35 protein-coding genes and 1 pseudogene are annotated in these 25,159 nt (G+C 27.0%); 14 read left to right on the top strand and 22 right to left on the bottom strand.

What is annotated here, in order from left to right; genetic code table 4:
• Positions 1 to 49: 49 nt before the first annotated feature.
• From AACK86_RS06785 to AACK86_RS01095, 4 genes are all read left to right on the top strand, one after another.
• Entirely contained in the window at positions 50 to 502 is a 453-nt protein-coding gene (locus tag AACK86_RS06785; RefSeq protein ID WP_338982632.1) for a transposase family protein, read from the top strand.
• Positions 487 to 879 (top strand): transposase family protein, encoded by a 393-nt coding sequence (locus AACK86_RS06780; RefSeq protein WP_422398306.1) that lies wholly within the window; start codon positions 487 to 489, stop codon positions 877 to 879. The genes AACK86_RS06785 and AACK86_RS06780 overlap by 16 nt, the downstream gene beginning before the upstream one ends.
• Before the next feature lie 182 nt (positions 880 to 1,061).
• Positions 1,062 to 1,466 (top strand): hypothetical protein, encoded by a 405-nt coding sequence (locus AACK86_RS01100; protein WP_338982127.1) that lies wholly within the window; start codon positions 1,062 to 1,064, stop codon positions 1,464 to 1,466.
• A 251-nt stretch (positions 1,467 to 1,717) separates the two neighbouring features.
• A complete protein-coding gene (locus AACK86_RS01095) occupies positions 1,718 to 1,867 on the top strand; it encodes a hypothetical protein (protein WP_338982126.1) in 150 nt (49 codons plus the stop codon).
• Positions 1,868 to 2,047: 180 nt separating this feature from the next.
• On the opposite strand, the gene AACK86_RS06775 is transcribed toward AACK86_RS01095, so the two are convergent.
• On the bottom strand, positions 2,048 to 2,440 hold the full coding sequence (locus AACK86_RS06775; RefSeq protein WP_338982644.1) for a transposase family protein: 393 nt from the start codon (positions 2,438 to 2,440) through the stop codon (positions 2,048 to 2,050).
• On the bottom strand, positions 2,425 to 2,877 hold the full coding sequence (locus tag AACK86_RS06770) for a transposase family protein (RefSeq protein ID WP_422398243.1): 453 nt from the start codon (positions 2,875 to 2,877) through the stop codon (positions 2,425 to 2,427). The genes AACK86_RS06775 and AACK86_RS06770 overlap by 16 nt, the downstream gene beginning before the upstream one ends.
• 99 nt (positions 2,878 to 2,976) lie before the next feature.
• Here AACK86_RS06770 and AACK86_RS01085 point away from each other — a divergent pair, with 99 nt between their 5' ends.
• The 5 genes from AACK86_RS01085 to AACK86_RS01065 all read left to right on the top strand — a co-directional run bounded on the left by AACK86_RS01085 (position 2,977) and on the right by AACK86_RS01065 (position 6,784).
• Positions 2,977 to 4,242: a hypothetical protein gene (locus AACK86_RS01085; protein WP_338982125.1), complete on the top strand. Its 1,266-nt coding sequence runs from the start codon at positions 2,977 to 2,979 to the stop codon at positions 4,240 to 4,242.
• The gene (locus AACK86_RS01080) at positions 4,160 to 4,783 is read left to right on the top strand and encodes a hypothetical protein (protein WP_338982124.1); all 624 of its coding nucleotides are present in this window, start codon (positions 4,160 to 4,162) and stop codon (positions 4,781 to 4,783) included. Before AACK86_RS01085 ends, AACK86_RS01080 begins: the two co-directional genes overlap by 83 nt.
• A 14-nt stretch (positions 4,784 to 4,797) precedes the next feature.
• Positions 4,798 to 5,064 carry an Mbov_0395 family pilin-like conjugal transfer protein gene (locus AACK86_RS01075; RefSeq protein ID WP_338982123.1) on the top strand — a complete coding sequence of 89 codons (267 nt, stop codon included), beginning with the start codon at positions 4,798 to 4,800 and terminating at the stop codon, positions 5,062 to 5,064.
• A gap of 11 nt (positions 5,065 to 5,075) precedes the next feature.
• Complete coding sequence (locus AACK86_RS01070; RefSeq protein WP_338982122.1) at positions 5,076 to 6,548, top strand: Mbov_0396 family ICE element transmembrane protein; 1,473 nt, start codon at positions 5,076 to 5,078, stop codon at positions 6,546 to 6,548.
• Positions 6,549 to 6,628: 80 nt separating this feature from the next.
• Entirely contained in the window at positions 6,629 to 6,784 is a 156-nt protein-coding gene (locus AACK86_RS01065) for a hypothetical protein (protein ID WP_338982121.1), read from the top strand.
• 166 nt (positions 6,785 to 6,950) lie between these two features.
• On the opposite strand, the gene AACK86_RS06765 is transcribed toward AACK86_RS01065, so the two are convergent.
• Both AACK86_RS06765 and AACK86_RS06760 read right to left on the bottom strand, forming a co-directional pair.
• Positions 6,951 to 7,343, bottom strand: a complete 393-nt coding sequence (locus AACK86_RS06765) for a transposase family protein (RefSeq protein WP_422398306.1) — start codon at positions 7,341 to 7,343, stop codon at positions 6,951 to 6,953.
• Positions 7,328 to 7,780: a transposase family protein gene (locus tag AACK86_RS06760; protein WP_422398258.1), complete on the bottom strand. Its 453-nt coding sequence runs from the start codon at positions 7,778 to 7,780 to the stop codon at positions 7,328 to 7,330. Before AACK86_RS06760 ends, AACK86_RS06765 begins: the two co-directional genes overlap by 16 nt.
• Positions 7,781 to 8,409: 629 nt before the next feature.
• Here AACK86_RS06760 and AACK86_RS01055 point away from each other — a divergent pair.
• Positions 8,410 to 8,640: a hypothetical protein gene (locus AACK86_RS01055; RefSeq protein WP_338982119.1), complete on the top strand. Its 231-nt coding sequence runs from the start codon at positions 8,410 to 8,412 to the stop codon at positions 8,638 to 8,640.
• 153 nt (positions 8,641 to 8,793) lie between these two features.
• Here the strand turns inward: AACK86_RS01055 and AACK86_RS01050 are convergent.
• Positions 8,794 to 9,623 (bottom strand): IS5 family transposase gene (locus AACK86_RS01050; RefSeq protein WP_338982118.1). Its coding sequence is split into 2 segments (ribosomal slippage): positions 8,794 to 9,227 and positions 9,227 to 9,623, totalling 831 coding nucleotides; the frame shifts between segments, so codons are not numbered across the junction.
• Between the two features lie 124 nt (positions 9,624 to 9,747).
• Here AACK86_RS01050 and AACK86_RS01045 point away from each other — a divergent pair.
• The gene (locus AACK86_RS01045) at positions 9,748 to 11,586 is read left to right on the top strand and encodes a VirB4 family type IV secretion system protein (RefSeq protein WP_338982117.1); all 1,839 of its coding nucleotides are present in this window, start codon (positions 9,748 to 9,750) and stop codon (positions 11,584 to 11,586) included.
• A 153-nt stretch (positions 11,587 to 11,739) separates the two neighbouring features.
• Positions 11,740 to 12,569 (top strand): annotated as a pseudogene (locus AACK86_RS01040) (IS5 family transposase).
• 218 nt (positions 12,570 to 12,787) lie between these two features.
• Here AACK86_RS01040 and AACK86_RS01035 read toward each other — a convergent pair.
• From AACK86_RS01035 to AACK86_RS01010, 7 genes are all read right to left on the bottom strand, one after another.
• Positions 12,788 to 13,123, bottom strand: a complete 336-nt coding sequence (locus AACK86_RS01035) for a hypothetical protein (protein WP_338982115.1) — start codon at positions 13,121 to 13,123, stop codon at positions 12,788 to 12,790.
• A gap of 5 nt (positions 13,124 to 13,128) precedes the next feature.
• The gene (locus tag AACK86_RS01030) at positions 13,129 to 14,052 is read right to left on the bottom strand and encodes an energy-coupling factor transporter transmembrane protein EcfT (protein ID WP_338982114.1); all 924 of its coding nucleotides are present in this window, start codon (positions 14,050 to 14,052) and stop codon (positions 13,129 to 13,131) included.
• A gap of 13 nt (positions 14,053 to 14,065) precedes the next feature.
• Positions 14,066 to 14,962, bottom strand: coding sequence for an energy-coupling factor transporter ATPase (locus tag AACK86_RS01025; RefSeq protein WP_338982113.1), 897 nt, complete (start codon positions 14,960 to 14,962; stop codon positions 14,066 to 14,068).
• Positions 14,947 to 15,822 carry an energy-coupling factor transporter ATPase gene (locus AACK86_RS01020; RefSeq protein ID WP_338982112.1) on the bottom strand — a complete coding sequence of 292 codons (876 nt, stop codon included), beginning with the start codon at positions 15,820 to 15,822 and terminating at the stop codon, positions 14,947 to 14,949. Before AACK86_RS01020 ends, AACK86_RS01025 begins: the two co-directional genes overlap by 16 nt.
• A gap of 456 nt (positions 15,823 to 16,278) precedes the next feature.
• Positions 16,279 to 16,629, bottom strand: a complete 351-nt coding sequence (locus tag AACK86_RS06755; protein ID WP_422398313.1) for a transposase family protein — start codon at positions 16,627 to 16,629, stop codon at positions 16,279 to 16,281.
• A gap of 26 nt (positions 16,630 to 16,655) precedes the next feature.
• A complete protein-coding gene (locus AACK86_RS06750) occupies positions 16,656 to 17,108 on the bottom strand; it encodes a transposase family protein (RefSeq protein ID WP_422398257.1) in 453 nt (150 codons plus the stop codon).
• 353 nt (positions 17,109 to 17,461) lie between these two features.
• Positions 17,462 to 17,791, bottom strand: coding sequence for a hypothetical protein (locus AACK86_RS01010; protein WP_338982111.1), 330 nt, complete (start codon positions 17,789 to 17,791; stop codon positions 17,462 to 17,464).
• Between the two features lie 389 nt (positions 17,792 to 18,180).
• On the opposite strand from AACK86_RS01010, the gene AACK86_RS06745 reads away from it, so the two are divergent.
• Together AACK86_RS06745 and AACK86_RS06740 are read left to right on the top strand one after the other, a co-directional pair.
• Complete coding sequence (locus AACK86_RS06745) at positions 18,181 to 18,633, top strand: transposase family protein (RefSeq protein ID WP_338982632.1); 453 nt, start codon at positions 18,181 to 18,183, stop codon at positions 18,631 to 18,633.
• Entirely contained in the window at positions 18,618 to 19,010 is a 393-nt protein-coding gene (locus AACK86_RS06740; RefSeq protein ID WP_422398306.1) for a transposase family protein, read from the top strand. The genes AACK86_RS06745 and AACK86_RS06740 overlap by 16 nt, the downstream gene beginning before the upstream one ends.
• A gap of 401 nt (positions 19,011 to 19,411) precedes the next feature.
• Here AACK86_RS06740 and rplQ read toward each other — a convergent pair whose 3' ends face one another.
• From rplQ to rplO, 10 genes are read right to left on the bottom strand one after another with little or no spacing between them, the layout of a single operon-like run.
• Complete coding sequence (rplQ, locus tag AACK86_RS01000; protein ID WP_338968237.1) at positions 19,412 to 19,771, bottom strand: 50S ribosomal protein L17; 360 nt, start codon at positions 19,769 to 19,771, stop codon at positions 19,412 to 19,414.
• Positions 19,772 to 19,786: 15 nt separating this feature from the next.
• Positions 19,787 to 20,737 (bottom strand): DNA-directed RNA polymerase subunit alpha, encoded by a 951-nt coding sequence (locus tag AACK86_RS00995; protein ID WP_338982110.1) that lies wholly within the window; start codon positions 20,735 to 20,737, stop codon positions 19,787 to 19,789.
• Positions 20,738 to 20,740: 3 nt separating this feature from the next.
• Positions 20,741 to 21,130, bottom strand: a complete 390-nt coding sequence (gene rpsK, locus AACK86_RS00990) for a 30S ribosomal protein S11 (protein WP_338982109.1) — start codon at positions 21,128 to 21,130, stop codon at positions 20,741 to 20,743.
• A gap of 20 nt (positions 21,131 to 21,150) precedes the next feature.
• The gene (gene rpsM, locus AACK86_RS00985) at positions 21,151 to 21,519 is read right to left on the bottom strand and encodes a 30S ribosomal protein S13 (protein ID WP_338982108.1); all 369 of its coding nucleotides are present in this window, start codon (positions 21,517 to 21,519) and stop codon (positions 21,151 to 21,153) included.
• 16 nt (positions 21,520 to 21,535) lie between these two features.
• Entirely contained in the window at positions 21,536 to 21,649 is a 114-nt protein-coding gene (gene rpmJ, locus AACK86_RS00980) for a 50S ribosomal protein L36 (RefSeq protein WP_215825765.1), read from the bottom strand.
• Positions 21,650 to 21,675: 26 nt separating this feature from the next.
• Positions 21,676 to 21,909, bottom strand: a complete 234-nt coding sequence (gene infA / locus AACK86_RS00975; RefSeq protein ID WP_338982107.1) for a translation initiation factor IF-1 — start codon at positions 21,907 to 21,909, stop codon at positions 21,676 to 21,678.
• Entirely contained in the window at positions 21,910 to 22,680 is a 771-nt protein-coding gene (map, locus tag AACK86_RS00970; protein WP_338982106.1) for a type I methionyl aminopeptidase, read from the bottom strand.
• Between the two features lie 5 nt (positions 22,681 to 22,685).
• Positions 22,686 to 23,327 carry an adenylate kinase gene (locus AACK86_RS00965; RefSeq protein WP_338982105.1) on the bottom strand — a complete coding sequence of 214 codons (642 nt, stop codon included), beginning with the start codon at positions 23,325 to 23,327 and terminating at the stop codon, positions 22,686 to 22,688.
• 18 nt (positions 23,328 to 23,345) lie between these two features.
• Positions 23,346 to 24,725, bottom strand: a complete 1,380-nt coding sequence (gene secY, locus AACK86_RS00960) for a preprotein translocase subunit SecY (RefSeq protein ID WP_422398312.1) — start codon at positions 24,723 to 24,725, stop codon at positions 23,346 to 23,348.
• Positions 24,722 to 25,159, bottom strand: a complete 438-nt coding sequence (gene rplO / locus AACK86_RS00955; protein WP_338982103.1) for a 50S ribosomal protein L15 — start codon at positions 25,157 to 25,159, stop codon at positions 24,722 to 24,724. Before rplO ends, secY begins: the two co-directional genes overlap by 4 nt.

The raw sequence follows: 25,159 nt of genomic DNA, 5'->3' as shown, positions 1-25,159 counted from the left end.
TTTTTATTAAAATATTCTTATAAAATATAATTTATGAGGATATCAAAATATGAACAATAATAAATTTAATACTCTTAATGATAAAGAATGATTAAGATTAACAGGAATAAAAAAATCCACTTTTAATAAAATGTTAGATATTTTACAAGTAGCTGAAATAGAAAAATTTAAAAAAGGTGGTAAAACTAATAAATTATCACTAGAAAATAGATTATTGATGACTTTATCATATTGACGAGAATATCAGACTTATTTTCATCTTGGTAAAAATTTCGGAATTAGTGAAGCTAATTGTTATCGCAATATCAAGTGAATTGAAGATATTTTAATTAAAAACTCTGATTTTCAACAACTTGCTGGTAAAAAAGCACTAATAAATGATTATTTTAATGATAAAACTATTATTATTGATGCTACCGAAACTCCAATCCAACGCCCAAAAAAAGACAAAAACAATCTTATTCTGGTAAAAAGAAAAAACACACCATTAAAACACAAGTAATTATCGAACAAGAAACCAGAAAAATTATTGCAACAAGTTTTTCACTTGGGAAAAAACATGATTATGCTTTATTTAAAGAATCAAAAATCCCAATTTTAAAAAATACCAAATTAATAGTTGATAGTGGTTATCAAGGAATACAAAAAATTCACAATAATGTTCTAATACCTACAAAGAAAACAAAGAAAAACCATTTAAATAAAGCACAAAAACAACATAATAGACTAGTTTCAAAAATGAGAATTATTATTGAAAATATTTTTGCTATTCTTAAAAAATTTAAAATTATGACAGAAAAATATCGTAATCGTAGAAAAAGATTTGGTTTAAGATTTAATTTAATTGCCTCAATTTATAATTTGCAATTATTAATTTAACATAAAAGATTTATTTAAAATTAAAGAATTTAAATAATAAATTCGTTTTTTGTTGTGGCAAAATATTAATTTTTTAGATAAAAGACATAATTAATTAAAATTATATTTTTCTATTACTGTCTTTTTACAAATATTTGTAATTTTTTTAATAGGTTATGCAAGAAGTCTAATTAACTGGAGATATGATTAATGCTAAATTACCAACAAGTATTGATAAATCACAAGTTGATATAAAAATTGACCAAGACAATAAAGCTACAATTAAACCAATAAAAAATTCAACAAAATACAAAGGTGAAGTTATAGTTACTTATAATTTAGATACTAAACAAACATTAGAAACAACATTACCACAAGTTCAAAGAAATCTAGGCACTATTGAAACAAATGGTCAACAATTAACTGGAGATATGATTAATGCTAAATTACCAACAAGTATTGATAAATCACAAGTTGATATAAAAATTGACCAAGACAATAAAGCTACAATTAAACCAATAAAAAATTCAACAAAATACAAAGGTGAAGTTATAGTTACTTATAATTTAGATACTAAACAAACATTAGAAACAAAAGAAGTAAAATAACTGTTACGAACAAAGAAGATGATCTTAATAGAATTATTAACAACGTAGAAAATGATTATTGTTTTCTATGTCATAATCGTTTAATTTTACAAATTGATAAAGTTGAATTAAACGATATAATTTTTTTCAAAGATACTCACCCAAATAGTCGTGATGCTTTATTTAATAAAATTTTTAAAACAATAAATCAATTTAAAAAAGAAAATAATTCTGGCGATAACAACAACTCTGATTATATAAGTGATCGTGATTTGACAATTATTACAAATGTTTTTGTTGATAATTTTGAAGAAATTAGAAAAACTTTTGAAAAAGATGTAAACAAAGGATTAATAATTCGTACTAATAGAGATTCATATTGACCGTCAAATGATGACTGATGAGGAGTTCATTCAGAATAGTTAATTTTTTAATAGACTTCTTGCATAACCTATTAAAAAATTACAAATATTTGTAAAAAGACAGTAATAGAAAAATATAATTTTAATTAATTATGTCTTTTATCTAAAAAATTAATATTTTGCCACAACAAAAAATGAATTTATTATTTAAATTCTTTAATTTTAAATAAATCTTTTATGTTAAATTAATAATTGCAAATTATAAATTGAGGCAATTAAATTAAATCTTAAACCAAATCTTTTTCTACGATTACGATATTTTTCTGTCATAATTTTAAATTTTTTAAGAATAGCAAAAATATTTTCAATAATAATTCTCATTTTTGAAACTAGTCTATTATGTTGTTTTTGTGCTTTATTTAAATGGTTTTTCTTTGTTTTCTTTGTAGGTATTAGAACATTATTGTGAATTTTTTGTATTCCTTGATAACCACTATCAACTATTAATTTGGTATTTTTTAAAATTGAGATTTTTGATTCTTTAAATAAAGCATAATCATGTTTTTTCCCAAGTGAAAAACTTGTTGCAATAATTTTTCTGGTTTCTTGTTCGATAATTACTTGTGTTTTAATGGTGTGTTTTTTCTTTTTACCAGAATAAGATTGTTTTTGTCTTTTTTTGGGCGTTGGATTGGAGTTTCGGTAGCATCAATAATAATAGTTTTATCATTAAAATAATCATTTATTAGTGCTTTTTTACCAGCAAGTTGTTGAAAATCAGAGTTTTTAATTAAAATATCTTCAATTCACTTGATATTCCGATAACAATTAGCTTCACTAATTCCGAAATTTTTACCAAGATGAAAATAAGTCTGATATTCTCGTCAATATGATAAAGTCATCAATAATCTATTTTCTAGTGATAATTTATTAGTTTTACCACCTTTTTTAAATTTTTCTATTTCAGCTACTTGTAAAATATCTAACATTTTATTAAAAGTGGATTTTTTTATTCCTGTTAATCTTAACCATTCTTTATCATTAAGAGTATTAAATTTATTATTTTTCATATTTTGATATCCTCATAAATTATATTTTATAAGAATATTTTAATAAAAAAGGTATCGCAAGAAGTCTAATATAAAATTCACGAGAGGAAATTAATTAGTATGAAAAAATTACTCAGTTTATTAACAATATCAACTTTAACCGCAAGCGTTCCTGCTCCGTTGCTTGCCAACACAACAGCAGAAAAATCTAAACGAAAAACCAATCCTAATCAATGTGGAAATAGTTGTAGGTTAGAGTTTGATAGTATTCAAAATAGTGTTTTAATTTTAATTGATGATGAGTTTATTCTTGATTTTACTAAAAGTGATATTTTATTGCCGAACAATTTGTTATCACAAAAACAATTTTTTTTACCGCTTGAGCAAAAAACAAGAGAAATAATTAATTTTTATAAACAGAATGGTACTCATAAAAAAATAAATGATTATCGTTTAGATGATGAAATTTATGAAGTAGATAATTATTTTGTTGGTGAAATTTCTAATGTTAAAATTTTATTTGGAAAATATAGTAATTATTACCGTATAACTTCATTCTCAGCGGAAATACCCCCTTTTCAATCATTAGAGTGATTAAAACAACAAAGTCAGTTTACTTTAGTGGATAGCACAAAAACTACGACTTGAACGCGAAGCGACTTAATTACGGTTGATGGAGCGTTAAACATTGCGATTGCTAACCCAAACATTGATAAAGTTGTTTTTGACAATGTTTTACAACCCCAAACAAATAAAAACTGAACCATCAATGTTAAACCTGAAACCGCACCCAGAGACCATCATTTACAAGTAAATTTTACTTTGGATGGAAAACCATACACTAGTGAAATTACGGTCTGGATGCAGGCGAAAATTGATGCCCCAGCACCAATTATCAAAGAAAATTTAAGTGATGTGATTAAATTTGGTGATGAAAATAATCTAGCAAATATTTTAGATAACAACGACAATACTATCATCTCGGCAATTACTCAAAAAAATTCGCTTCAAGTTGATTTTTCACAACTGGAAATTACTAACAAGGAAAACAACAAAGCAACTTTAACGGCAAAACCAGACAGTACAAGTTATGCCGGTTCGGTTGAGGTAATCTATAATGTTGTCCCAGCAACCATTGTTGATTTAAAAATTGATTTAAAACCAACATCAACCGAAGCCATAGTTGTGCAAGATTATGTGGGTCAAATTGATCCTAGCACAATCACCAACGCCACGCAGACTTTTTATTACGCAAATAGTGAAAGTACCATCACCCTTAAAAAAACCCACAACAAGCAGTGTCATGACGGGGGCGGTGTATGGTTGCAATGCGCAATGAAACAAAACATCCCAATCGAGTACCATTGATGAAACAAATGGGATTAAACTGGATGGTTCACAGTTAGCAACCAGTAATGGTCAATATGTTGTGGAATTATCGGACAACTTAGGGCACACTAAAAACATCTATTTACAAATAGCTCCTAAACAAGCCATCACCAACTATTTTGATACTGATAATGGCAAACAATTTGAAGAATGAGCCAAAGCCAATGGCCATGATAATATTCGCGGTGCTTCTGCTCGGCAAATAAATAACTTATTTGTCGAAAGCCAAACTTGACCGCCACAAGCTAATGGTTCAGAAAACGCTAACAGTTTTAACCCACAAACAGCAAATAGTAACCCGTCTAATAATAACCAAAAGGGAATAACGGGATGAGCGATTATTGGAATTATTGTTGGGACTTTATCAGGATTGTTACTTCTTGGGTGACTATTTAAAAAATTTGTCGTGACGCCGCTGATTTTAGAACCAATCCGCAAGAAAAAAGCGAAAGCATTTGCTGAACAAACAGCCAAAGACATCGCCCAAATGAAAGCCGACGAAGCCGAAGAAGAAGCCAAACGAAAAGGCGAAAAATAAAGGAGGAGAAAAATATGATGTTTCCAGCAACAACAAGTAATTTACAAGAAATCGGCAACAAAATCATTTCCGTTGGCATGCCAATGCTAATTAGTTTAGCGGCAGTAATTGCCATTATTATGGTTGCTTATTATGGAATTGGTGGTAAATTTGCCAAAAACGCCGAACAACGCAAAGAAACCATTGCTCGCATCACATGAGTCGGCTTTTGTTTGGGAATTGTGATTTTAGCAAGTTCACTTGTTTTAGGTTTAAAAGATGTTATTTTAGGAATTAGTTAAAGGTGGGAAAAATGTTACAAAAGAAAAAAGGATTAAAAAATCCTTTCATCGTTGGCAAATCAGCAAAAATCAAACCAACATCAATAAATAACATCATAGCTATTGTTAACAATGTAATTAAGAAAATGGCGATGTTTCTTATTATAACATTCTTGCCCTTGATGTTAATAGCAGTTATTATTGTGGTAATTATTGCTGCGATTATGGCTATTTTTGTTCCTGACACAATAAATAATTTTACTACTGCACATGCACATGCGTCTGAATTACTGATAAAGAGCAGTCAACTAGCTAGTGATAGCGGTAGCGACGCACCGAGTTGACTGTTAAGTTCAATTATGAATGCGGTGTTTGCTATTTTATATCTTATTTTCATTAAACCATTGCTTTGGCTTTTAAATAAATTTCAAGACATAATTTATTTTATGTCGGGCGGAAATTTAGCAAATCGTTTGCTTTTTGAAAATAATAATCCTAATGGCGCGCCAATGTTATTTATTGTAATGGTTGCTATTGCCGGAATAATATTAGCGTTGTTGCTTGCTGGACAAATGATTGAAATAATGTTGGCTGATGAAAAAAACATTAAGTTAAAATCAACATTACGAAATATGATTTTATTATTTATAGCTATTCCCACAATCCCAATTATTTTTTTCACTTTAAATATTATTGTTAATTTGTTAACCCAAGCAATTATGCAAGCAACTAATTTTAATATGCAAAATATCGGCTTGTTTATTTTCAATTCTTCATTTGATAACGGAATGCACAATTTTGATTATGTGCCAGCGAGTTGAACATTTGCCGATAGCGGGCATTTTAATTATTTGATGTGTTTGTTTTCAGAGGGCTTTATGATATATATCTTTTTATTAATTAGTTTATTTTTATTTTGACGAACTGCCGAACTATTAATTCTTTATGTTTTATCGCCAATTGTGATTGTGTCGGCAATCCAACATGAGGGGCGAAGATTTAGAAACTGAAAAGAATTAGCTGTTGCTCGCTTTCTGAGTTTTAATATGGTTTTTTTAGCGTATAGTTTGTTTTTATGAAGTATTACGGTTTTTGCTGAAATCGGAAATGCAATCCCCGACCCAACTACAAGACCAATTTTTACTTTACTAGGAGTTTTTGCTTTTGGCATTGTGGTTGTCAAATCACCACAATTATTGTCATCGCTTATGGGTGGTAATACATCATTGGGTGATGGGGTTGGCAACATTATGGGGTTAAAAGTAGCAACCAGTGCCTTTATGTCTGGTGGAGTAATGGTTACGAGTGGAGTAAGAACAAGTTATAGTTTAAGTAAAAAAACTGCTAGTGGATTAGGGTTTGCTCGTGCCATTCATCAAGGTGCCAAAGACTACGGTTTTAAAAATATTGCTAAAGCACAAATGAAAACTGCATTCACGGGCGATTATGTCAAAGGAAACACCAAAGCCACTGCAAAAATCAATCAATGATTTAATGATAAATAATTTTGCAATCATTGTCTGCAACGCATTTAAAGGCAAGAAATATGGCAATTAAACACAGTGATTGAATAACAGTAAACATTATGGCACACCGTAAACTCAAACGAGAAACTGAGAAAGAAAATTTATTTTCTATTCCTTTTCATAAGGGTTTGTCAGTTTGGATTAGTAAAAAATGTATTCATGGTTCACGAAAAGACAAATCGCTTGCCGTTGGCATAAAGGCGAATGATGAATAGACTTCTTGCATAACCTATTAAAAAAATTACAAATATTTGTAAAAAGACAGTAATAGAAAAATATAATTTTAATTAATTATGTCTTTTATCTAAAAAATTAATATTTTGCCACAACAAAAAATGAATTTATTATTTAAATTCTTTAATTTTAAATAAATCTTTTATGTTAAATTAATAATTGCAAATTATAAATTGAGGCAATTAAATTAAATCTTAAACCAAATCTTTTTCTACGATTACGATATTTTTCTGTCATAATTTTAAATTTTTTAAGAATAGCAAAAATATTTTCAATAATAATTCTCATTTTTGAAACTAGTCTATTATGTTGTTTTTGTGCTTTATTTAAATGGTTTTTCTTTGTTTTCTTTGTAGGTATTAGAACATTATTGTGAATTTTTTGTATTCCTTGATAACCACTATCAACTATTAATTTGGTATTTTTTAAAATTGGGATTTTTGATTCTTTAAATAAAGCATAATCATGTTTTTTCCCAAGTGAAAAACTTGTTGCAATAATTTTTCTGGTTTCTTGTTCGATAATTACTTGTGTTTTAATGGTGTGTTTTTTCTTTTTACCAGAATAAGATTGTTTTTGTCTTTTTTTGGGCGTTGGATTGGAGTTTCGGTAGCATCAATAATAATAGTTTTATCATTAAAATAATCATTTATTAGTGCTTTTTTACCAGCAAGTTGTTGAAAATCAGAGTTTTTAATTAAAATATCTTCAATTCACTTGATATTCCGATAACAATTAGCTTCACTAATTCCGAAATTTTTACCAAGATGAAAATAAGTCTGATATTCTCGTCAATATGATAAAGTCATCAATAATCTATTTTCTAGTGATAATTTATTAGTTTTACCACCTTTTTTAAATTTTTCTATTTCAGCTACTTGTAAAATATCTAACATTTTATTAAAAGTGGATTTTTTTATTCCTGTTATTCTTAACCATTCTTTATCATTAAGAGTATTAAATTTATTATTGTTCATATTTTGATATCCTCATAAATTATATTTTATAAGAATATTTTAATAAAAAAGGTATCGCAAGAAGTCTAATATATTATTTGAATATATGACAATAAGGCTAAAATACATGTCAAAAGCGAAATTTGACAAGGTCAATTTTTAGTCAATTTGTTTCAAAAAGAATGATGCAAAACAAGTAAAAAAGAACAAAATTAACTAAGAAACGTTGAGCAATAAGGGAGACGAATAACTGTGGACGGCAACAAAACACGCATTATCACAAAACGAGCAAGTAAAATTCGTTTTAGTATTTCCAATGCTCTTGGCGGAATTGGAAAAGTAGAAATTGCAATCATAGTAATTGATTTTTTTATTACAGCATTGATATTTTCTTTTTTATTTAAATATCAACTAATTGCTAGTGTTATTATTACTATTTTTATGTGATTAACAAGTTTAATTTTAATGTTTCCGACTAAAATGGTACTAAGTTATATAATGCTATTTGAATTGCATTCAAATATATTTTTGTTAAAAAACATAATAATGATGTTTTAAAAATAAGTAAAATTAAAAAAATTGAAGATAATATTATTAATTTTGAAAACAAAATTGCGATTGTATATCGTATTGAAGCAAGAGATATATCATTGGCTAATCAACAAGAGCGTGATATTCCCATTTATAAATTAGCTAGTATTTTTAAAACAATAGATATTGATTTTGAAATTTGTAAAATCCAAGCCCCTTATGAATTTAACCACCAAATTCAACATATTGATAATTTTTTAAATAAAGAAAAAACTGAATTTAAAAAAACGCAGTTAAAAAACTGAAAAAATTGATTTTTGTATTTACAATATAATAGACTTCTTGCATAACCTATTAAAAAAATTACAAATATTTGTAAAAAGACAGTAATAGAAAAATATAATTTTAATTAATTATGTCTTTTATCTAAAAAATTAATATTTTGCCACAACAAAAAACGAATTTATTATTTAAATTCTTTAATTTTAAATAAATCTTTTATGTTAAATTAATAATTGCAAATTATAAATTGAGGCAATTAAATTAAATCTTAAACCAAATCTTTTTCTACGATTACGATATTTTTCTGTCATAATTTTAAATTTTTTAAGAATAGCAAAAATATTTTCAATAATAATTCTCATTTTTGAAACTAGTCTATTATGTTGTTTTTGTGCTTTATTTAAATGGTTTTTCTTTGTTTTCTTTGTAGGTATTAGAACATTATTGTGAATTTTTTGTATTCCTTGATAACCACTATCAACTATTAATTTGGTATTTTTTAAAATTGGGATTTTTGATTCTTTAAATAAAGCATAATCATGTTTTTTCCCAAGTGAAAAACTTGTTGCAATAATTTTTCTGGTTTCTTGTTCGATAATTACTTGTGTTTTAATGGTGTGTTTTTTCTTTTTACCAGAATAAGATTGTTTTTGTCTTTTTTTGGGCGTTGGATTGGAGTTTCGGTAGCATCAATAATAATAGTTTTATCATTAAAATAATCATTTATTAGTGCTTTTTTACCAGCAAGTTGTTGAAAATCAGAGTTTTTAATTAAAATATCTTCAATTCACTTGATATTCCGATAACAATTAGATTCACTAATTCCGAAATTTTTACCAAGATGAAAATAAGTCTGATATTCTCGTCAATATGATAAAGTCATCAATAATCTATTTTCTAGTGATAATTTATTAGTTTTACCACCTTTTTTAAATTTTTCTATTTCAGCTACTTGTAAAATATCTAACATTTTATTAAAAGTGGATTTTTTTATTCCTGTTAATCTTAACCATTCTTTATCATTAAGAGTATTAAATTTATTATTGTTCATATTTTGATATCCTCATAAATTATATTTTATAAGAATATTTTAATAAAAAAGGTATCGCAAGAAGTCTAATAATCAAAAATTAAAAACAGTTTACTTTTTAATAATTAACGGAAATAATGTTACTTTGGTAAATCAAAAACTCCGTTATATTATTAATGAACATGATAATAACATTAAATTTATCAAAGCAACTTTTGAAGAAACAAGTTTATTAGTTCAACGAAAAATTATTCCAACAAATAATATTGTTGATAAACCACAAAAAATTAGACAATTTTCTAATTATGTTGCAATAGATAAACAATTTATTTCTTATTTAACTATATCCCAATATCCGTTGTTGGTGCCCGATACTTGACTGGGTTTTCTTACAAATTTAAGTAATGTTAATGTCAATATTAAAGTTCATCATATTTCCGAACAAGAAGCTTTAAAATTACTTGATAGTGCAATTAACCGCGCTGAAATACAAACAACAAGCAAAACAAGTGAAGAAATCAAATATCAATCATATTTAGAACACTTTACTGAGTTAATGAATATGTTTCAAAACGGGGGAGAAACCTTGAAAATGGTTTCAATTATTTTTACTTGTTTTGGCGATACTAAAAAGGAATTAGATAATATTAGAACGATGTTAATTAGTGAAATGACGAAAAAGAGTTTTATACCCGATGAGTTAAAATTTCAACAACTACAAACATATAATTTTATTTGAAACCATGATACTAAAAACACCGCTGAATTGTGACAAGAAATGCCCGTTATTTCTTTGGCAAGTAGTTATCCGTTTGTGATAGCTCCCTTAAATGACAAGCAAGGGTTATTGTTAGGGACGAATGATATTGATGAACCAATAAGTTTTGATATTAAACACCGCAATAGTTATCGAAACAGTAGTAATGTTTTTATTGTTGGAATGACGGGTAGCGGTAAAACATTTAACGCTAAAAAGCAATTAAATTGATTATATTGTAATAACACAAAGTTATATATTATTGACCCCGAACGCGAATACCACAATCTCACCAAATATTACGGCGGAGAAATTATTCCTATTGGAAAATCTGACAAAGCTAGAATAAATCCGTTAGAGATTTTTTCAGATGATTTATTAGAACATATTTCCTTACTAGAACAGTGATTTAAAATCTTGTATTATTCTTTAACTGATATTGATTTAAGTTTATTACAACAAACACTTTTAAAACTATACAAAGATTTTAAAATTACTGACAAGACAGAATTAAATAAGTTAACTGCTAGTGATTATCCTACCCTTTCGCATTTGTTTGATTTAATTGAAAAACAAGAACAAGAGGAAAAAACAAAATCAAATTTATACAATGTTTTATGAAAACTTGCAAAAGGTGCTGATGGACATTTATGAAATGGAATAAGCACATTGTCTCTAAAAAGTGATTTAATTGTTTTTGATACCCATGAATTAACTTCAAACAAAAACCGACAAAACGCTCAATTATTTTTAATGTTAGCGTTTTTAGATAAAATTATCAAACAAAATAAAGCTAAAAACGAAACACTACCAATTGCAGAGCAACAATGAATTTGTATTGCAATTGATGAAGCCCACTTATTAATTAATGAAAATAATACGCTAGCGTTAAATTTTTTGTTTGAAATGACAAAACGAATTCGAAAATATAACGGAATTTTATATATTATGACACAAAACATCAATGAATTTATGGGAAATAAAAATATTAAAACCCAAGCCCAAGGAATTATTAACAACTGTTTATATCAATTTGTTCATCATTTAGCAGCGAGCGATTTACAAGATTATGATAATTTAATTTCAGCAAGTGGCAGATTAAATGAATATCAAAAATCAACAATTGCTAGTTCACCAACCGGGACATGCTTATTTTCCATTGGTTCTAGTCAACGAATGTTATTAACTGTTGAAGCAAGTGATATTGAACAAGAAGATTTTAGTTAGGAACTAAATTTATGAATAAAATAAAAAAATTATTTAATAAATTTAATAAATTTGAAAAAATGGTTTTCCTGTCTTTTTCAATTATTAGACTTCTTGCGATACCTTTTTTATTAAAATATTCTTATAAAATATAATTTATGAGGATATCAAAATATGAACAATAATAAATTTAATACTCTTAATGATAAAGAATGGTTAAGATTAACAGGAATAAAAAAATCCACTTTTAATAAAATGTTAGATATTTTACAAGTAGCTGAAATAGAAAAATTTAAAAAAGGTGGTAAAACTAATAAATTATCACTAGAAAATAGATTATTGATGACTTTATCATATTGACGAGAATATCAGACTTATTTTTATCTTGGTAAAAATTTCGGAATTAGTGAAGCTAATTGTTATCGGAATATCAAGTGAATTGAAGATATTTTAATTAAAAACTCTGATTTTCAACAACTTGCTGGTAAAAAAGCACTAATAAATGATTATTTTAATGATAAAACTATTATTATTGATGCTACCAAAACTCCAATCCAACGCCCAAAAAAAGACAAAAGCAATCTTATTCTGGTAAAAAGAAAAAACACATCATTAAAACACAAGTAATTATCGAACAAGAAACCAGAAAAATTGTTGCAACAAGTTTTTCACTTGGGAAAAAACATGATTATGCTTTATTTAAAGAATCAAAAATCCCAATTTTAAAAAATACCAAATTAATAGTTGATAGTGGTTATCAAGGAATACAAAAAATTCACAATAATGTTCTAATACCTACAAAGAAAACAAAGAAAAACCATTTAAATAAAGCACAAAAACAACATAATAGACTAGTTTCAAAAACGAGAATTATTATTGAAAATATTTTTGCTATTCTTAAAAAATTTAAAATTATGACAGAAAAATATCGTAATCGTAGAAAAAGATTTGGTTTAAGATTTAATTTAATTGCCTCAATTTATAATTTGCAATTATTAATTTAACATAAAAGATTTATTTAAAATTAAAGAATTTAAATAATAAATTCGTTTTTTGTTGTGGCAAAATATTAATTTTTTAGATAAAAGACATAATTAATTAAAATTATATTTTTCTATTACTGTCTTTTTACAAATATTTGTAATTTTTTTAATAGGTTATGCAAGAAGTCTATTATCTTTTAATAAAGAAAAATTAGAAAAATTAGCACTAATAATTTGTCTTAATGATATGTTTTCAAAACACATTTTTTTCGCACATGAAAATCATTAGCAACAATGCAACAATTAGTAATATAAATATCATTAGGTAATTTATTATTTAAAATTCATTGTAATTGTTTTGGTTCTAAGACAATATTAAATGATAATTTAACTTTTTGGTCATAACTATGAACTTTTTTATCGGTACGATTTTCTACTTGAATTTTAAACTCACAATTAAAAGCACTAGTAATAACTGCCATTAATGAACCTTCAACAGTAATTTTATTATTTTGACGGGGCCATCCCCAATATTTGCTACCATCATAACTAATGGATAATAAATAAGAAACCATTATTTTTAATATTCTATTAAGCGTCAAACAAACTGATCAACATAACGCATCGGCTTTCAAACATCACAATGATTTAATCAATCACTACCAATATTAGTAGATAACACCACCACTAATGCTAAAAAACAAAGAATTAAAATTAAAATGAATACATCTAAAAATCCAATCCGATATTGACGAAATCGCGTTCTTTTTTGATGGGGGTCATAACCCCGAGCATCCATTGCATAAGCCATATCCTCAGCTTTTTGAAATGATGATACTAGTAAAGGAATAATTAAAGAAACAATGGACTTAATTTTATCTTTAAATTTACCATTTTTAGAATCCATCCCTCTTGATGCTTGTGCTTTTTTAATTCGCATTGCTTCTTCAAATAAAGTTGGTAACATTCTTAATGCCATTGAAATGATAATTGAAATAATATGAACAGGAATTTTAATTAACTTCAAAGGTCACATTAAATCTTCCAAAGCTAATGTTAAATCCAATGGCTTTGTTGTTGATGTCAAAATCGTTGTTACTAAAACCATCAAATAAATTCTTAAAGAAATATATAATGCAGTTAAAATCGCTTTTCAAGACACAATAAGAATCTTAAACTTAGCTGGTTGATATATGAGACCCACTGTCTCTCAGCGTGGTTGTTTATCCGCATCAAATTCTGGTTTAATAAGAAAGAAATTTAATACTAATAATACTAAAGTTACAAAAATAACAAACTTAAATAAAGAAAATAATAATCGCAATGGTAATTTAGAAATAAAGAAAATACTAATAATTACTGTTCCTGTTAAAATATAACCTGTAAAACCAGTATTAATAAAAACCGCTGCAATTAAAGCAATTATTGATAGGATTTTAATTCTAGGGTCAAGGCGATGAACAAGAGAATTATATGGTAAATACCGCCCAAATGATATATTCATAAATTAACTCCTTCTACTTACTATTAATTCTTTGTGCTAATTGCGTTACTAAATCTTCAACAGTCCGAGCATTGATATTACTAGTATCAAAACCATTATCTTTTAACTTTTGTAAAAAATGAAAAATTTTTGGTGGTTCAATATTAATTTCTTTAATTAATTGATCATTAGCAAAAAGACTAACGGGATCACTTTGATGATACAATTGACCATTTTTTAAAACAACAACTTCATCGGCATATTGCAAAACATGATCCATATTATGAGTAACAAGAATAATGCGTTTTTTATCTTGTTTATTAAACTTAAAAAATAACTTCATTAACTCTTCTTCCCCATCAGGATCTAACCCAGCTGTTGGTTCATCTAAAATTAAAGTATGACCTTCAATCGCCAAAATTCCAGCAATTGCTACTCTTCTTTTTTGACCACCAGATAAATCAAAAGGCGAACGCGTTAAATATTCTTGACCTAATCCCACAAGTTCTAAATACTTAGCAGCTTTAAGTCGGACTTCATCCTTTTTAATCCCAAAGTTTAAAGGACCAAACATAATATCTTTTTCAATTGTTTCTTCAAATAATTGATATTCTGGAAATTGAAAAACTAATCCTACTGATTTTCGTAATAATTTTTGCTTTTTAATTTTTCTTTGCTTTGCTTTAATGAGAAAATCACCAACAATAATTTGCCCAGCTGTTGGAATTAATAATCCATTCATATGTTGAATTAAAGTTGATTTTCCACTACCAGTTGAACCAACAACCGCCGTAATAATAGAATCCTTTATTCATAGATTAACATTTTTTAAGGCTTGAAATTGAAATGGACTTTTAGGAGCATAAATATAACTAACATTATTAAATTTAATTAAATTTGATGGATTATCAATAATTATTTTTTTTGACATATTTGTTGTACCAATTCCTCTTCATATAATGTTTCATCAATGTTAACACCATACTTTTTTAATCCATAAGATACTTTTAAAATAAAAGGAATATCTAAATGAATACTTCTTAAAAAATCAACTTCTTTTAAAATTTCTTCTGGTTTACCAAAACGAACAACTTTTCCTTTATTCATTACTAATAGCTTATCAGCATTAATAATTTCATCCATATCATGGGTAATTGAAATAATTGTTTTCTCACGCGATTCTTTTAATTGCACCATAATTTCTTTTACTTCTCTTTTTCCCTTAGGGTCTAACATACTAGTAGCTTCATCAAAAATAATTAATTCTGGAGTTAATGCTAAAGCCGAAGCAATCGCTACGCGTTGTTTTTGACCACCTGATAATAATAATGGTTCGTGATCTAAATAACTTTCCATTCCTACCATTTGTGAATATTTCGTAATAATATCCGGCATCAATTTTGGGTCAACACATTTATTTTCTAAACCAAAAGCAATATCATCACGAACTGTTGAACCAATAAATTGATTATCCGGATTTTGAAAAACAATTCCTAATTTATGCGAAATTAATTGACTATTTTCTTTAGTTACTAAATTACCAAATACTTCAATACTACCTTTTTGCGCTTTTAAAACGCCAATAATAATTTTTGATAAAGTTGATTTCCCACTACCATTATGACCAATAATAGTTATATACTCGCCGTGATTGATACTAAAACTAACACCATCTACCGCATTAGGATAACTCATACGATATTTAAATTCAATATCTTGTACTTTTAAAGCAATATTATTTTTTCTTGTTAATATTCCCAATTTTTCATGGGCTTTTTTTTTCTTTCTCATTAATATACTCCCAAATATCTAAATAATTAATATTTAACTATTTAATTTTAACACACTAATAAAAGAATGTTAAATAGGAAACATTAAGCAAACATTAATCGCTACTAAATAAAAAATAATTTATTAATATTTATAATTGATTTTCAACTTCGTTTTTTTTGCTTTCTATTTTTCAACATTCGTTTTTCACTTTGTTGATTTTTTTTGCTTTTTTTATTAACTTCTTTTCATTTTTCTTATTTTCTTGTTTACGCTTTTTACTTATTATTTTTAATTCACTTCTTAATTAGACTTCTTGCATAACCTATTAAAAAAATTACAAATATTTGTAAAAAGACAGTAATAGAAAAATATAATTTTAATTAATTATGTCTTTTATCTAAAAAATTAATATTTTGCCACAACAAAAAATGAATTTATTATTTAAATTCTTTAATTTTAAATAAATCTTTTATGTTAAATTAATAATTGCAAATTATAAATTGAGGCAATTAAATTAAATCTTAAACCAAATCTTTTTCTACGATTACGATATTTTTCTGTCATAATTTTAAATTTTTTAAGAATAGCAAAAATATTTTCAATAATAATTTTCATTTTTGAAACTAGTCTATTATGTTGTTTTTGTGCTTTATTTAAATGGTTTTTCTTTGTTTTCTTTGTAGGTATTAGAACATTATTGTGAATTTTTTGTATTCCTTGATAACCACTATCAACTATTAATTTGGTATTTTTTAAAATTGAGATTTTTGATTCTTTAAATAAAGCATAATCATGTTTTTTCCCAAGTGAAAAACTTGTTGCAATAATTTTTCTGGTTTCTTGTTCGATAATTAATTATGTTTTAATGGTGTGTTTTTTCTTTTTACCAGAATAAGATTGTTTTTGTCTTTTTTTGAGCGTTGGATTGGAGTTTCGGTAGCATCAATAATAATAGTTTTATCATTAAAATAATCATTTATTAGTGCTTTTTTACCAGCAAGTTGTTGAAAATCAGAGTTTTTAATTAAAATATCTTCAATTCACTTGATATTCCGATAACAATTAGCTTCACTAATTCCGAAATTTTTACCAAGATGAAAATAAGTCTGATATTCTCGTCAATATGATAAAATCATCAATAATCTATTTTCTAGTGATAATTTATTAGTTTTACCACCTTTTTTAAATTTTTCTATTTCAGCTACTTGTAAAATATCTAACATTTTATTAAAAGTGGATTTTTTTATTCCTGTTAATCTTAACCATTCTTTATCATTAAGAGTATTAAATTTATTATTGTTCATATTTTGATATCCTCATAAATTATATTTTATAAGAATATTTTAATAAAAAAGGTATCGCAAGAAGTCTATTGTTTTAATTGTTCATAGCATTTTTGCTTTGCCTCTTGATTTTGAACTCTTTCTCTTTTTTTAATTATCTTTAACTTTTTTATTATTCATCCATATGTTTCATTACCTTTCAATTGATTTAAAAAAACTAATTAAAATAGTTTTGATTATCAATATAAGAAAAAACTATTTTCAAAATTAAACTTTTTTATTGCAAAGTACATTCCTGAACTGCTCGATTTTACTTAATTAATTTCTCTAAAATTATTATGCAATAAAATAACAAAAGAATAAACTATAAAATATTATGTACCTTCATGGATTTTAACAATAACATATGCTACGGTTTTTAGTGTTTCATAAATTGTCGTAATAATTAAATATAAAATTCGAACTAAGTAAATTCATTTAATTAGTTTAGCTTCATTAGCAGTTAATAATGATCGCGCAAACTTATATACGGGTTGCATTGCCCAAATATAAAAATATATCGGAATACTAATTGCTAAAATAAAACAAATACTAGCAACGATACCAATAGCAATTATTGCTTGATGTGGATTAGCATTACAAAATAATGCTTGACTATTAAGAATTAATAAAACTAAATTAACAATAAAAAATGATGTTACCACTAATGCTAAATTAACAATTAACGATCATCCAAAACTAAGAAATAGCTTTCTTCCTTGCGAAGTAGAATATGCTACTTCCCCGCTTTAGCTAAAGTATATAAACTACTACGATGATAAGTTCAAGGTAACATTTTAACTATTAAATGATGTGGTTGTTGCTTTTTGTAATGAAAAGGCGTTAATTGAAAAAATTGACTTTTAATTTCATAACTAGTAGTTTTTTGAACTTTTTTGCCAACAAAACCAAACTTCTTTAAATAAGCATCAACAAATTATTTTCCCGTTAAATTAGCACTGTTAGTATTTCTAATAATTGATGAATAGATTTCTTGCGATACCTTTTTTATTAAAATATTCTTATAAAATATAATTTATGAGGATATCAAAATATGAACAATAATAAATTTAATACTCTTAATGATAAAGAATGGTTAAGATTAACAGGAATAAAAAAATCCACTTTTAATAAAATGTTAGATATTTTACAAGTAGCTGAAATAGAAAAATTTAAAAAAGGTGGTAAAACTAATAAATTATCACTAGAAAATAGATTATTGATGACTTTATCATATTGACGAGAATATCAGACTTATTTTCATCTTGGTAAAAATTTCGGAATTAGTGAAGCTAATTGTTATCGCAATATCAAGTGAATTGAAGATATTTTAATTAAAAACTCTGATTTTCAACAACTTGCTGGTAAAAAAGCACTAATAAATGATTATTTTAATGATAAAACTATTATTATTGATGCTACCGAAACTCCAATCCAACGCCCAAAAAAAGACAAAAACAATCTTATTCTGGTAAAAAGAAAAAACACACCATTAAAACACAAGTAATTATCGAACAAGAAACCAGAAAAATTATTGCAACAAGTTTTTCACTTGGGAAAAAACATGATTATGCTTTATTTAAAGAATCAAAAATCCCAATTTTAAAAAATACCAAATTAATAGTTGATAGTGGTTATCAAGGAATACAAAAAATTCACAATAATGTTCTAATACCTACAAAGAAAACAAAGAAAAACCATTTAAATAAAGCACAAAAACAACATAATAGACTAGTTTCAAAAATGAGAATTATTATTGAAAATATTTTTGCTATTCTTAAAAAATTTAAAATTATGACAGAAAAATATCGTAATCGTAGAAAAAGATTTGGTTTAAGATTTAATTTAATTGCCTCAATTTATAATTTGCAATTATTAATTTAACATAAAAGATTTATTTAAAATTAAAGAATTTAAATAATAAATTCATTTTTTGTTGTGGCAAAATATTAATTTTTTAGATAAAAGACATAATTAATTAAAATTATATTTTTCTATTACTGTCTTTTTACAAATATTTGTAATTTTTTTAATAGGTTATGCAAGAAGTTTAATATATTCAAGTAGCCAATCAAGTTATTAATAAAATTCCAACTAAAATCCCAAAAACTATTAATGCTATTAATAGTCCTATGGGAATATTGCTAGAGATATTTATTTCTAAAAATAATGTTTTTAATTGCATATTATTCTCCTTTAATAAAATTATGACAATATTTTATCATATATTGCAACAACAAAAAATAACCTCAGTATTTATTGAGGTTATTAATCGGATTTATTATTTAAACTAATTCAATATAAACCATTGGGGCATTATCGCCTTTACGGTCATCAGTTTTTAAAAGTCTCGTATAGCCGCCAGATCTTTCATTATATCGCTTAGCAATATCAGTAAATAATTTTTGTAAAACTGTTTCTGTTTCATTAACATCAATATTTCGTAAAATACTTGATGCTTGTCTTCTAGCATGCAAATCTTGTCTTTTTGCTAAGGTAATTAATTTATCAATTGTTTTTCTTAATTCTTTAGCTCGTTTTTCAGTTACAAGCAATCTTTCATGAACAACTAATTCTGTTGCTAAATTACGCATTAATCCTTGTCTTCAGCTAGTATTTTTACCGCGTTTTTGAATAAATGACATATTTTGTTCCTCCTTTTATTCTCGTTTAAAAGTTAGCCCTAATGCTAATAATTTATCTTTAATTTCATTAAAGGATTTTCTTCCTAAATTTTTCGTTGCTAAAATATCATTTTCTGTTTTATCAGTTAAATCACCAATCGTAACAATTTCTGCTCGTTTTAAACAATTATATGAACGCACCGTTAAGTCTAATTCTTCAATTGGTTTTTCTAATTCATCTGTTTCTTGTTTTTCAGAAATAGAAATAATTTCTAATGATTGCGCTTGCTCACTTAAACTAACAAAATGTTCTAAATGAGCAATTAAAATCTTCGCAGCAATCGCAATTGCTTCTACAGGAGTAACAGAACCATCGGTTGTTAATTCTAAAGCTAATTGCTCTAAATCAGCACTTTTTCCCACTTTAGTTGGTTCAACACTATATTTAACATTAACAATTGGTGAATAATTAGAATCCATAGGAATAATCCCAATATTAGTAATTAAGCGTTTATTATCATCAAATGATTTATAACCACGAGAATTTTGAGCATACATTGTCATTTCTAATTTACCACCTTTAGCAACAGTAGCAATTAAATAATCACCATTTAATATTTCAACTCCTAACGGACAAACAATCATTGAAGCTAATACTTCACCAGCTACAGCATCTACTTTTAGTGAGACACTTTCTTCTTCTTTAAAAAAAGTACTATCAATTTTTAAAATAATACCTTTTAAATTTAAAATAATTTGAGCAACATTTTCAACAACCCCTTTAATTGTTGAAAACTCATGACTAGCTCCTTTAATATCAACACCATAAATTGAAGCTCCCGGTGTTGCTGCTAATAAAGTTCTTCGTAAAGCGTTACCAATAGTATTACCAAATCCTCTTTCTAATGGTTCTACTATAAAGCAACCGAAATTTTTACTAGTACTTTCAGTTTGTAATTTAAAATTTGGTCTAATAAATTGTTTCATTTATTAACCTCTTGGCCTTTTAGGGGGACGACATCCATTATGAGGAATCGGTGTTACATCTTTAATACTTGTAATTTCCAAACCAGCTGCTTGTAAGCTTCTAACAGCAGCATCTCTTCCAGGACCAGGTCCTTTACACTGAACTTCAATCGTTCTCATTCCATGTTCAATTGATGCCTTAGCAACTTGTTCTGCTACCATTTGTGCAGCATAAGGGGTTGATTTCTTTGTTCCTTTAAAACCAATTGCACCAGCCGCACATCAAGCAATAACATTCCCTAATTCATCAGTCATTGTTACAATTGTATTATTAAATGTTGAATGAACATGAGAGATTCCTTTTAAAATATTCTTTTTTTGTCTTTTCTTTGCAACTTTTTCTATTTTTGCCATCGTGTTACCTCCACTTCTTACTATTTTTTCTTATTAGCAACTGTTTGCCTGCGATCTCTTTTTGTTCTGGCATTTTGTTTAGTAGATTGACCATGAACTGGTAAACCTTTACGATGACGAATACCACGATAACAACCAATTTCCATTAATCGTTTAATATTTAATTGAGTTTCGCGTCGCAACTCACCTTCTACTTTATAATCTTTAGATATTTCTGCTCTAATATTTGTTAGTTGCTCTTCTGTTAATTGCTTAACACGAATATTTTCATCAACACTACATTGTTTTAAAATCTTTTGAGCATTTGATAAACCAATCCCATAAACATATGTTAAAGCAATAACAACTCTTTTATCATTAGGGATTTCTACTCCTGCAATTCTTGCCATATTTAACCTCCTATTTTTAACCTTGTCTTTGTTTGTGCTTTGGAGTCTTACAAATTACTCGCACACATTTTTTTCTATTAATTATTTGACATTTATCACAAATTTTTTTAACTGATGATCTTACTTTCATTTAATTTTTCTCCTTTTACTATTTTTTTACTTATGACGATAAGTAATCCGCCCACGTTTTAAATCATATGGAGAGAGTTCAATAATTACTTTATCACCTGGTAAAATCCTAATGAAATTCATGCGAATTTTACCAGAAACGTGAGCTAAAATAACCGCATTGTTTTCTAGTTTTACCTTAAACTCAGTATTAGGTAAACATTCAATAACAATTCCTTCCACTTCAATAATATTTTTAGTTTCTTTTTCTTTGGTGGTCATTTAATTCCCTTCTTCCATTAAGTGTGGATTAGCAGTTAAAACTTCATATCCCTTTGCGGTTACTAGAATTGTATGTTCAAAATGAGCTGAATATGTACCATCAAGGGACACAACTGTTCAATTATCACTTAAAACTCTAGTTTCGTCAGTACCAATTTGTACCATTGGTTCAATACAAATTGTCATTCCTGCCACTAGTTTTAAGCCATAGTCATATTTACCATAATTAGGAACATATGGTTCTTCATGTAATTGCTTACCAATCCCATGTCCCGTATAATTTTTTGGTAAATGATACCCTTGTTGCTCAACAAATTGTTGAATTGTTGCGCCAATAGTACCAATTCTAACACCAGGAGCAATAATTGCTATTGCCTTATTTAAGGCTTCTTCCGTTACAGTAATCAACTTTTGATATTCCGCTTTAATTTGACCAACACCAACAGTAATCGCCGCATCCGCAAAGTATCCATCAACAACAGCACCAGCATCAATTGATACTAAATCACCTGTCTTAATAATTTGATTATTAGCAATTCCATGAATTAATTCATTGTTAATAGAAACACAAATATGATTAGGAAAACCATAATAACCTTTAAACGCTGTTTTAGCATTACTTTCCTTTAACACTCTGGTTGCTATTATATCAAGGTCGCGTTTTTTTATTCCGGGAATAATTGCCTTTTTAATTTCAGCTAACATTTTAGCAACTACTTTTCCCGCAGCACGCATTGCTTTAATTTCCAACTCATTTTTAACAGTAACCATTTATTTTACACACTATCTAAAATACTTTTAATACCATTAAATACTAATTTACTTGACTGATTAGCATCAACAACATGTAATAAGTTTTCTTCTTGATAATACTCTACTAAAGGTAAAGTCTCATTCAAATAAGTTTGAATTCTAATTTTAGCTTTTTCTTTCGTATCATCATCGCGCTGAATTAATGATGCACCATCATCATCACATTGCATCGTAATTTTAGGTTTATTAACTAATTTGTTATATGTTCGATTACAAGTAGGACAAACTAAGCGATTGGTAATCCGATCAATTAAATGTTCTAAGTCAGCTTCTAAATAAATAACAAAATCAATTTGTTGTTGTTTTTTTTCTAAAATCTCTTGCAACGCATGCGCTTGTTTAAGCGTTCTTGGAAAACCATCAAGAATAAATTCTTCGCTTAAATTATCAATGGTTTCTCGTACAAGATAAATGACCTGTTCATCGGGTACTAATTTTCCTGCATCTAAATATTCTTTAGTTTTTAATCCCAATGGTGAATTATTTCTTATCGCTTGACGAATAATATCTCCTGTTGATAAATGTATCAAACGATATGCCTCACATAACTTTTGTGACTGAGTTCCTTTACCACTTCCGGGTGCTCCTAAAAAGATTAAATTCATTTTAAATACCACTCTCTTTTATCATATATTTTTACTTTGATTTTCATCCCTTTTAAATTGAATATAAGATTGTTGAGTCAGATGTCCTTGAACTTGACGAATAACTTCAATTGCAACACCAACCATAATAATAACTCCTGTTCCACCAATTGCTAACATTGGCGGTAAATTTGTTAATTTAGAAATTAATGTTGGCAATATGGCAACAAAAGCTAAAAAGATACTACCAACAACACTTAAACGATTTAAAGTTGATTTAATATATTTCTCAGTTTCTTTTCCTGGTTGAATTCCAGGAATAAATGTGCCATTCTTTTGAAAATTCTCTGCCATTTGTTCAGGATTAATTTGTACTTGAGAATATAAGAAAGTAAAGAGAATAATTAAAATTGCAAAAATGCTCATTCCTGACCATGAATTTAATGACAAATAAGTTTCAGTAAAATTAGTAAACCCTGTTCCTTCGGGATTATTAGCTTTAACAATTTGGGCAATTGTTAAAGGTGCTGTTATAATTGCTGAAGCAAAAATCACGGGAATAACACCAGCCGAATTAATTTTTAACGGCAAATACGGTACTTTTTCACTTTTTAACGCTAACCCCCTTCCCGTCTGTTGAATCGGAATTCTTCTTTCTGATTCAGCAAAGAATACAACCATTAAAATTACTAAAAGAAATCCAACCATATAAAGTAAAAACTTTAAAAACCCACTAAAAACAACTATTGCTTCACTTTGACCACCAACTCAAAATTGAAAAGTTTTAGCAATATTAAATGGTAAACTAGAAGCAATTCCTGCAAAAATAACTAAAGAAACACCATTACCAATTCCACGAATTGTAATTTGATCAGCTAGTCAAAGAATTAAGAATGTCCCTCCCAAAAGCAATGTTGGTACCAAAATATAATAAAACACTGCCGATGTAGCAATATTTCCAGCATCTGCTTCTTGCCATTTAAGACTAATAATTTTTTGTTGTGCTAAGGTCATAATTGTCGCAAAACCTTGCATAATGCCAAATGGCAATGTTAATCATTTAGTTAATGTATCTAATTTTCGTTTCCCTTTTTCTCCTGATTTGGCTCAACGAGATAATCCTGGAACTAAATCAGTAGATAATAATTGGACAATAATAGAAGCAGTAATGTATGGTGATAACCCTAAAGCGAAAAGTGAAAATCGATCAATAGAGCCCCCACCTAACATTGCAATCAAATTAAAAAATTCTCTTGAATCCTTATTAGATTCATTAAGGTTTTTATTTATATTAACCCCTGGAACAGTAATTAATGCTCCCAAACGAATAATAAATAAAACCAATAATGTAAAAGCTAATTTTAATAAAATATCTTTATTATTACGATAAAATCTTTTAATGGTTGTTATCACTATTAAATCACCTCGGTTTTACCATTAGCCTTCTCAATAGCATCTTTAGCAACTTTTGAAAACTTATGAGCTTTAATAACTAATGCTTTACTAATTTTACCATTAGCAAGAATTTTTACTAACGATTTTTCACTATTAATTAATTTTTTCCTTTTTAAAACTTGGGGAGTAATTTCAGTTACATCTAATTGTTCTAAAGCACTTAAGTTAACAATTTCATATCGTTTCTTTGTAAAATTGGTAAAACCGATTTTAGGAATTCTACGAAATAAAGGCGTTTGTCCCCCTTCAAATCCAGGACGAACACCACCACCACTTCTAGCATTTTGACCTTTATGTCCTTTACCAGAAGTTTTTCCATGTCCTGAAGATGTTCCTCTTCCAAGGCGTTTTTTATCTTTACGAGATTTTTTAGTATATTTAAGTTCATGTAATTTCAT

The sequence above is a fragment of the Spiroplasma endosymbiont of Eupeodes luniger genome (genome assembly GCF_964019525.1).
Classification (GTDB): domain Bacteria; phylum Bacillota_I; class Bacilli_A; order Mycoplasmatales; family Nriv7; genus Nriv7.
This window is presented reverse-complemented; position numbering and strand designations above follow the sequence as displayed.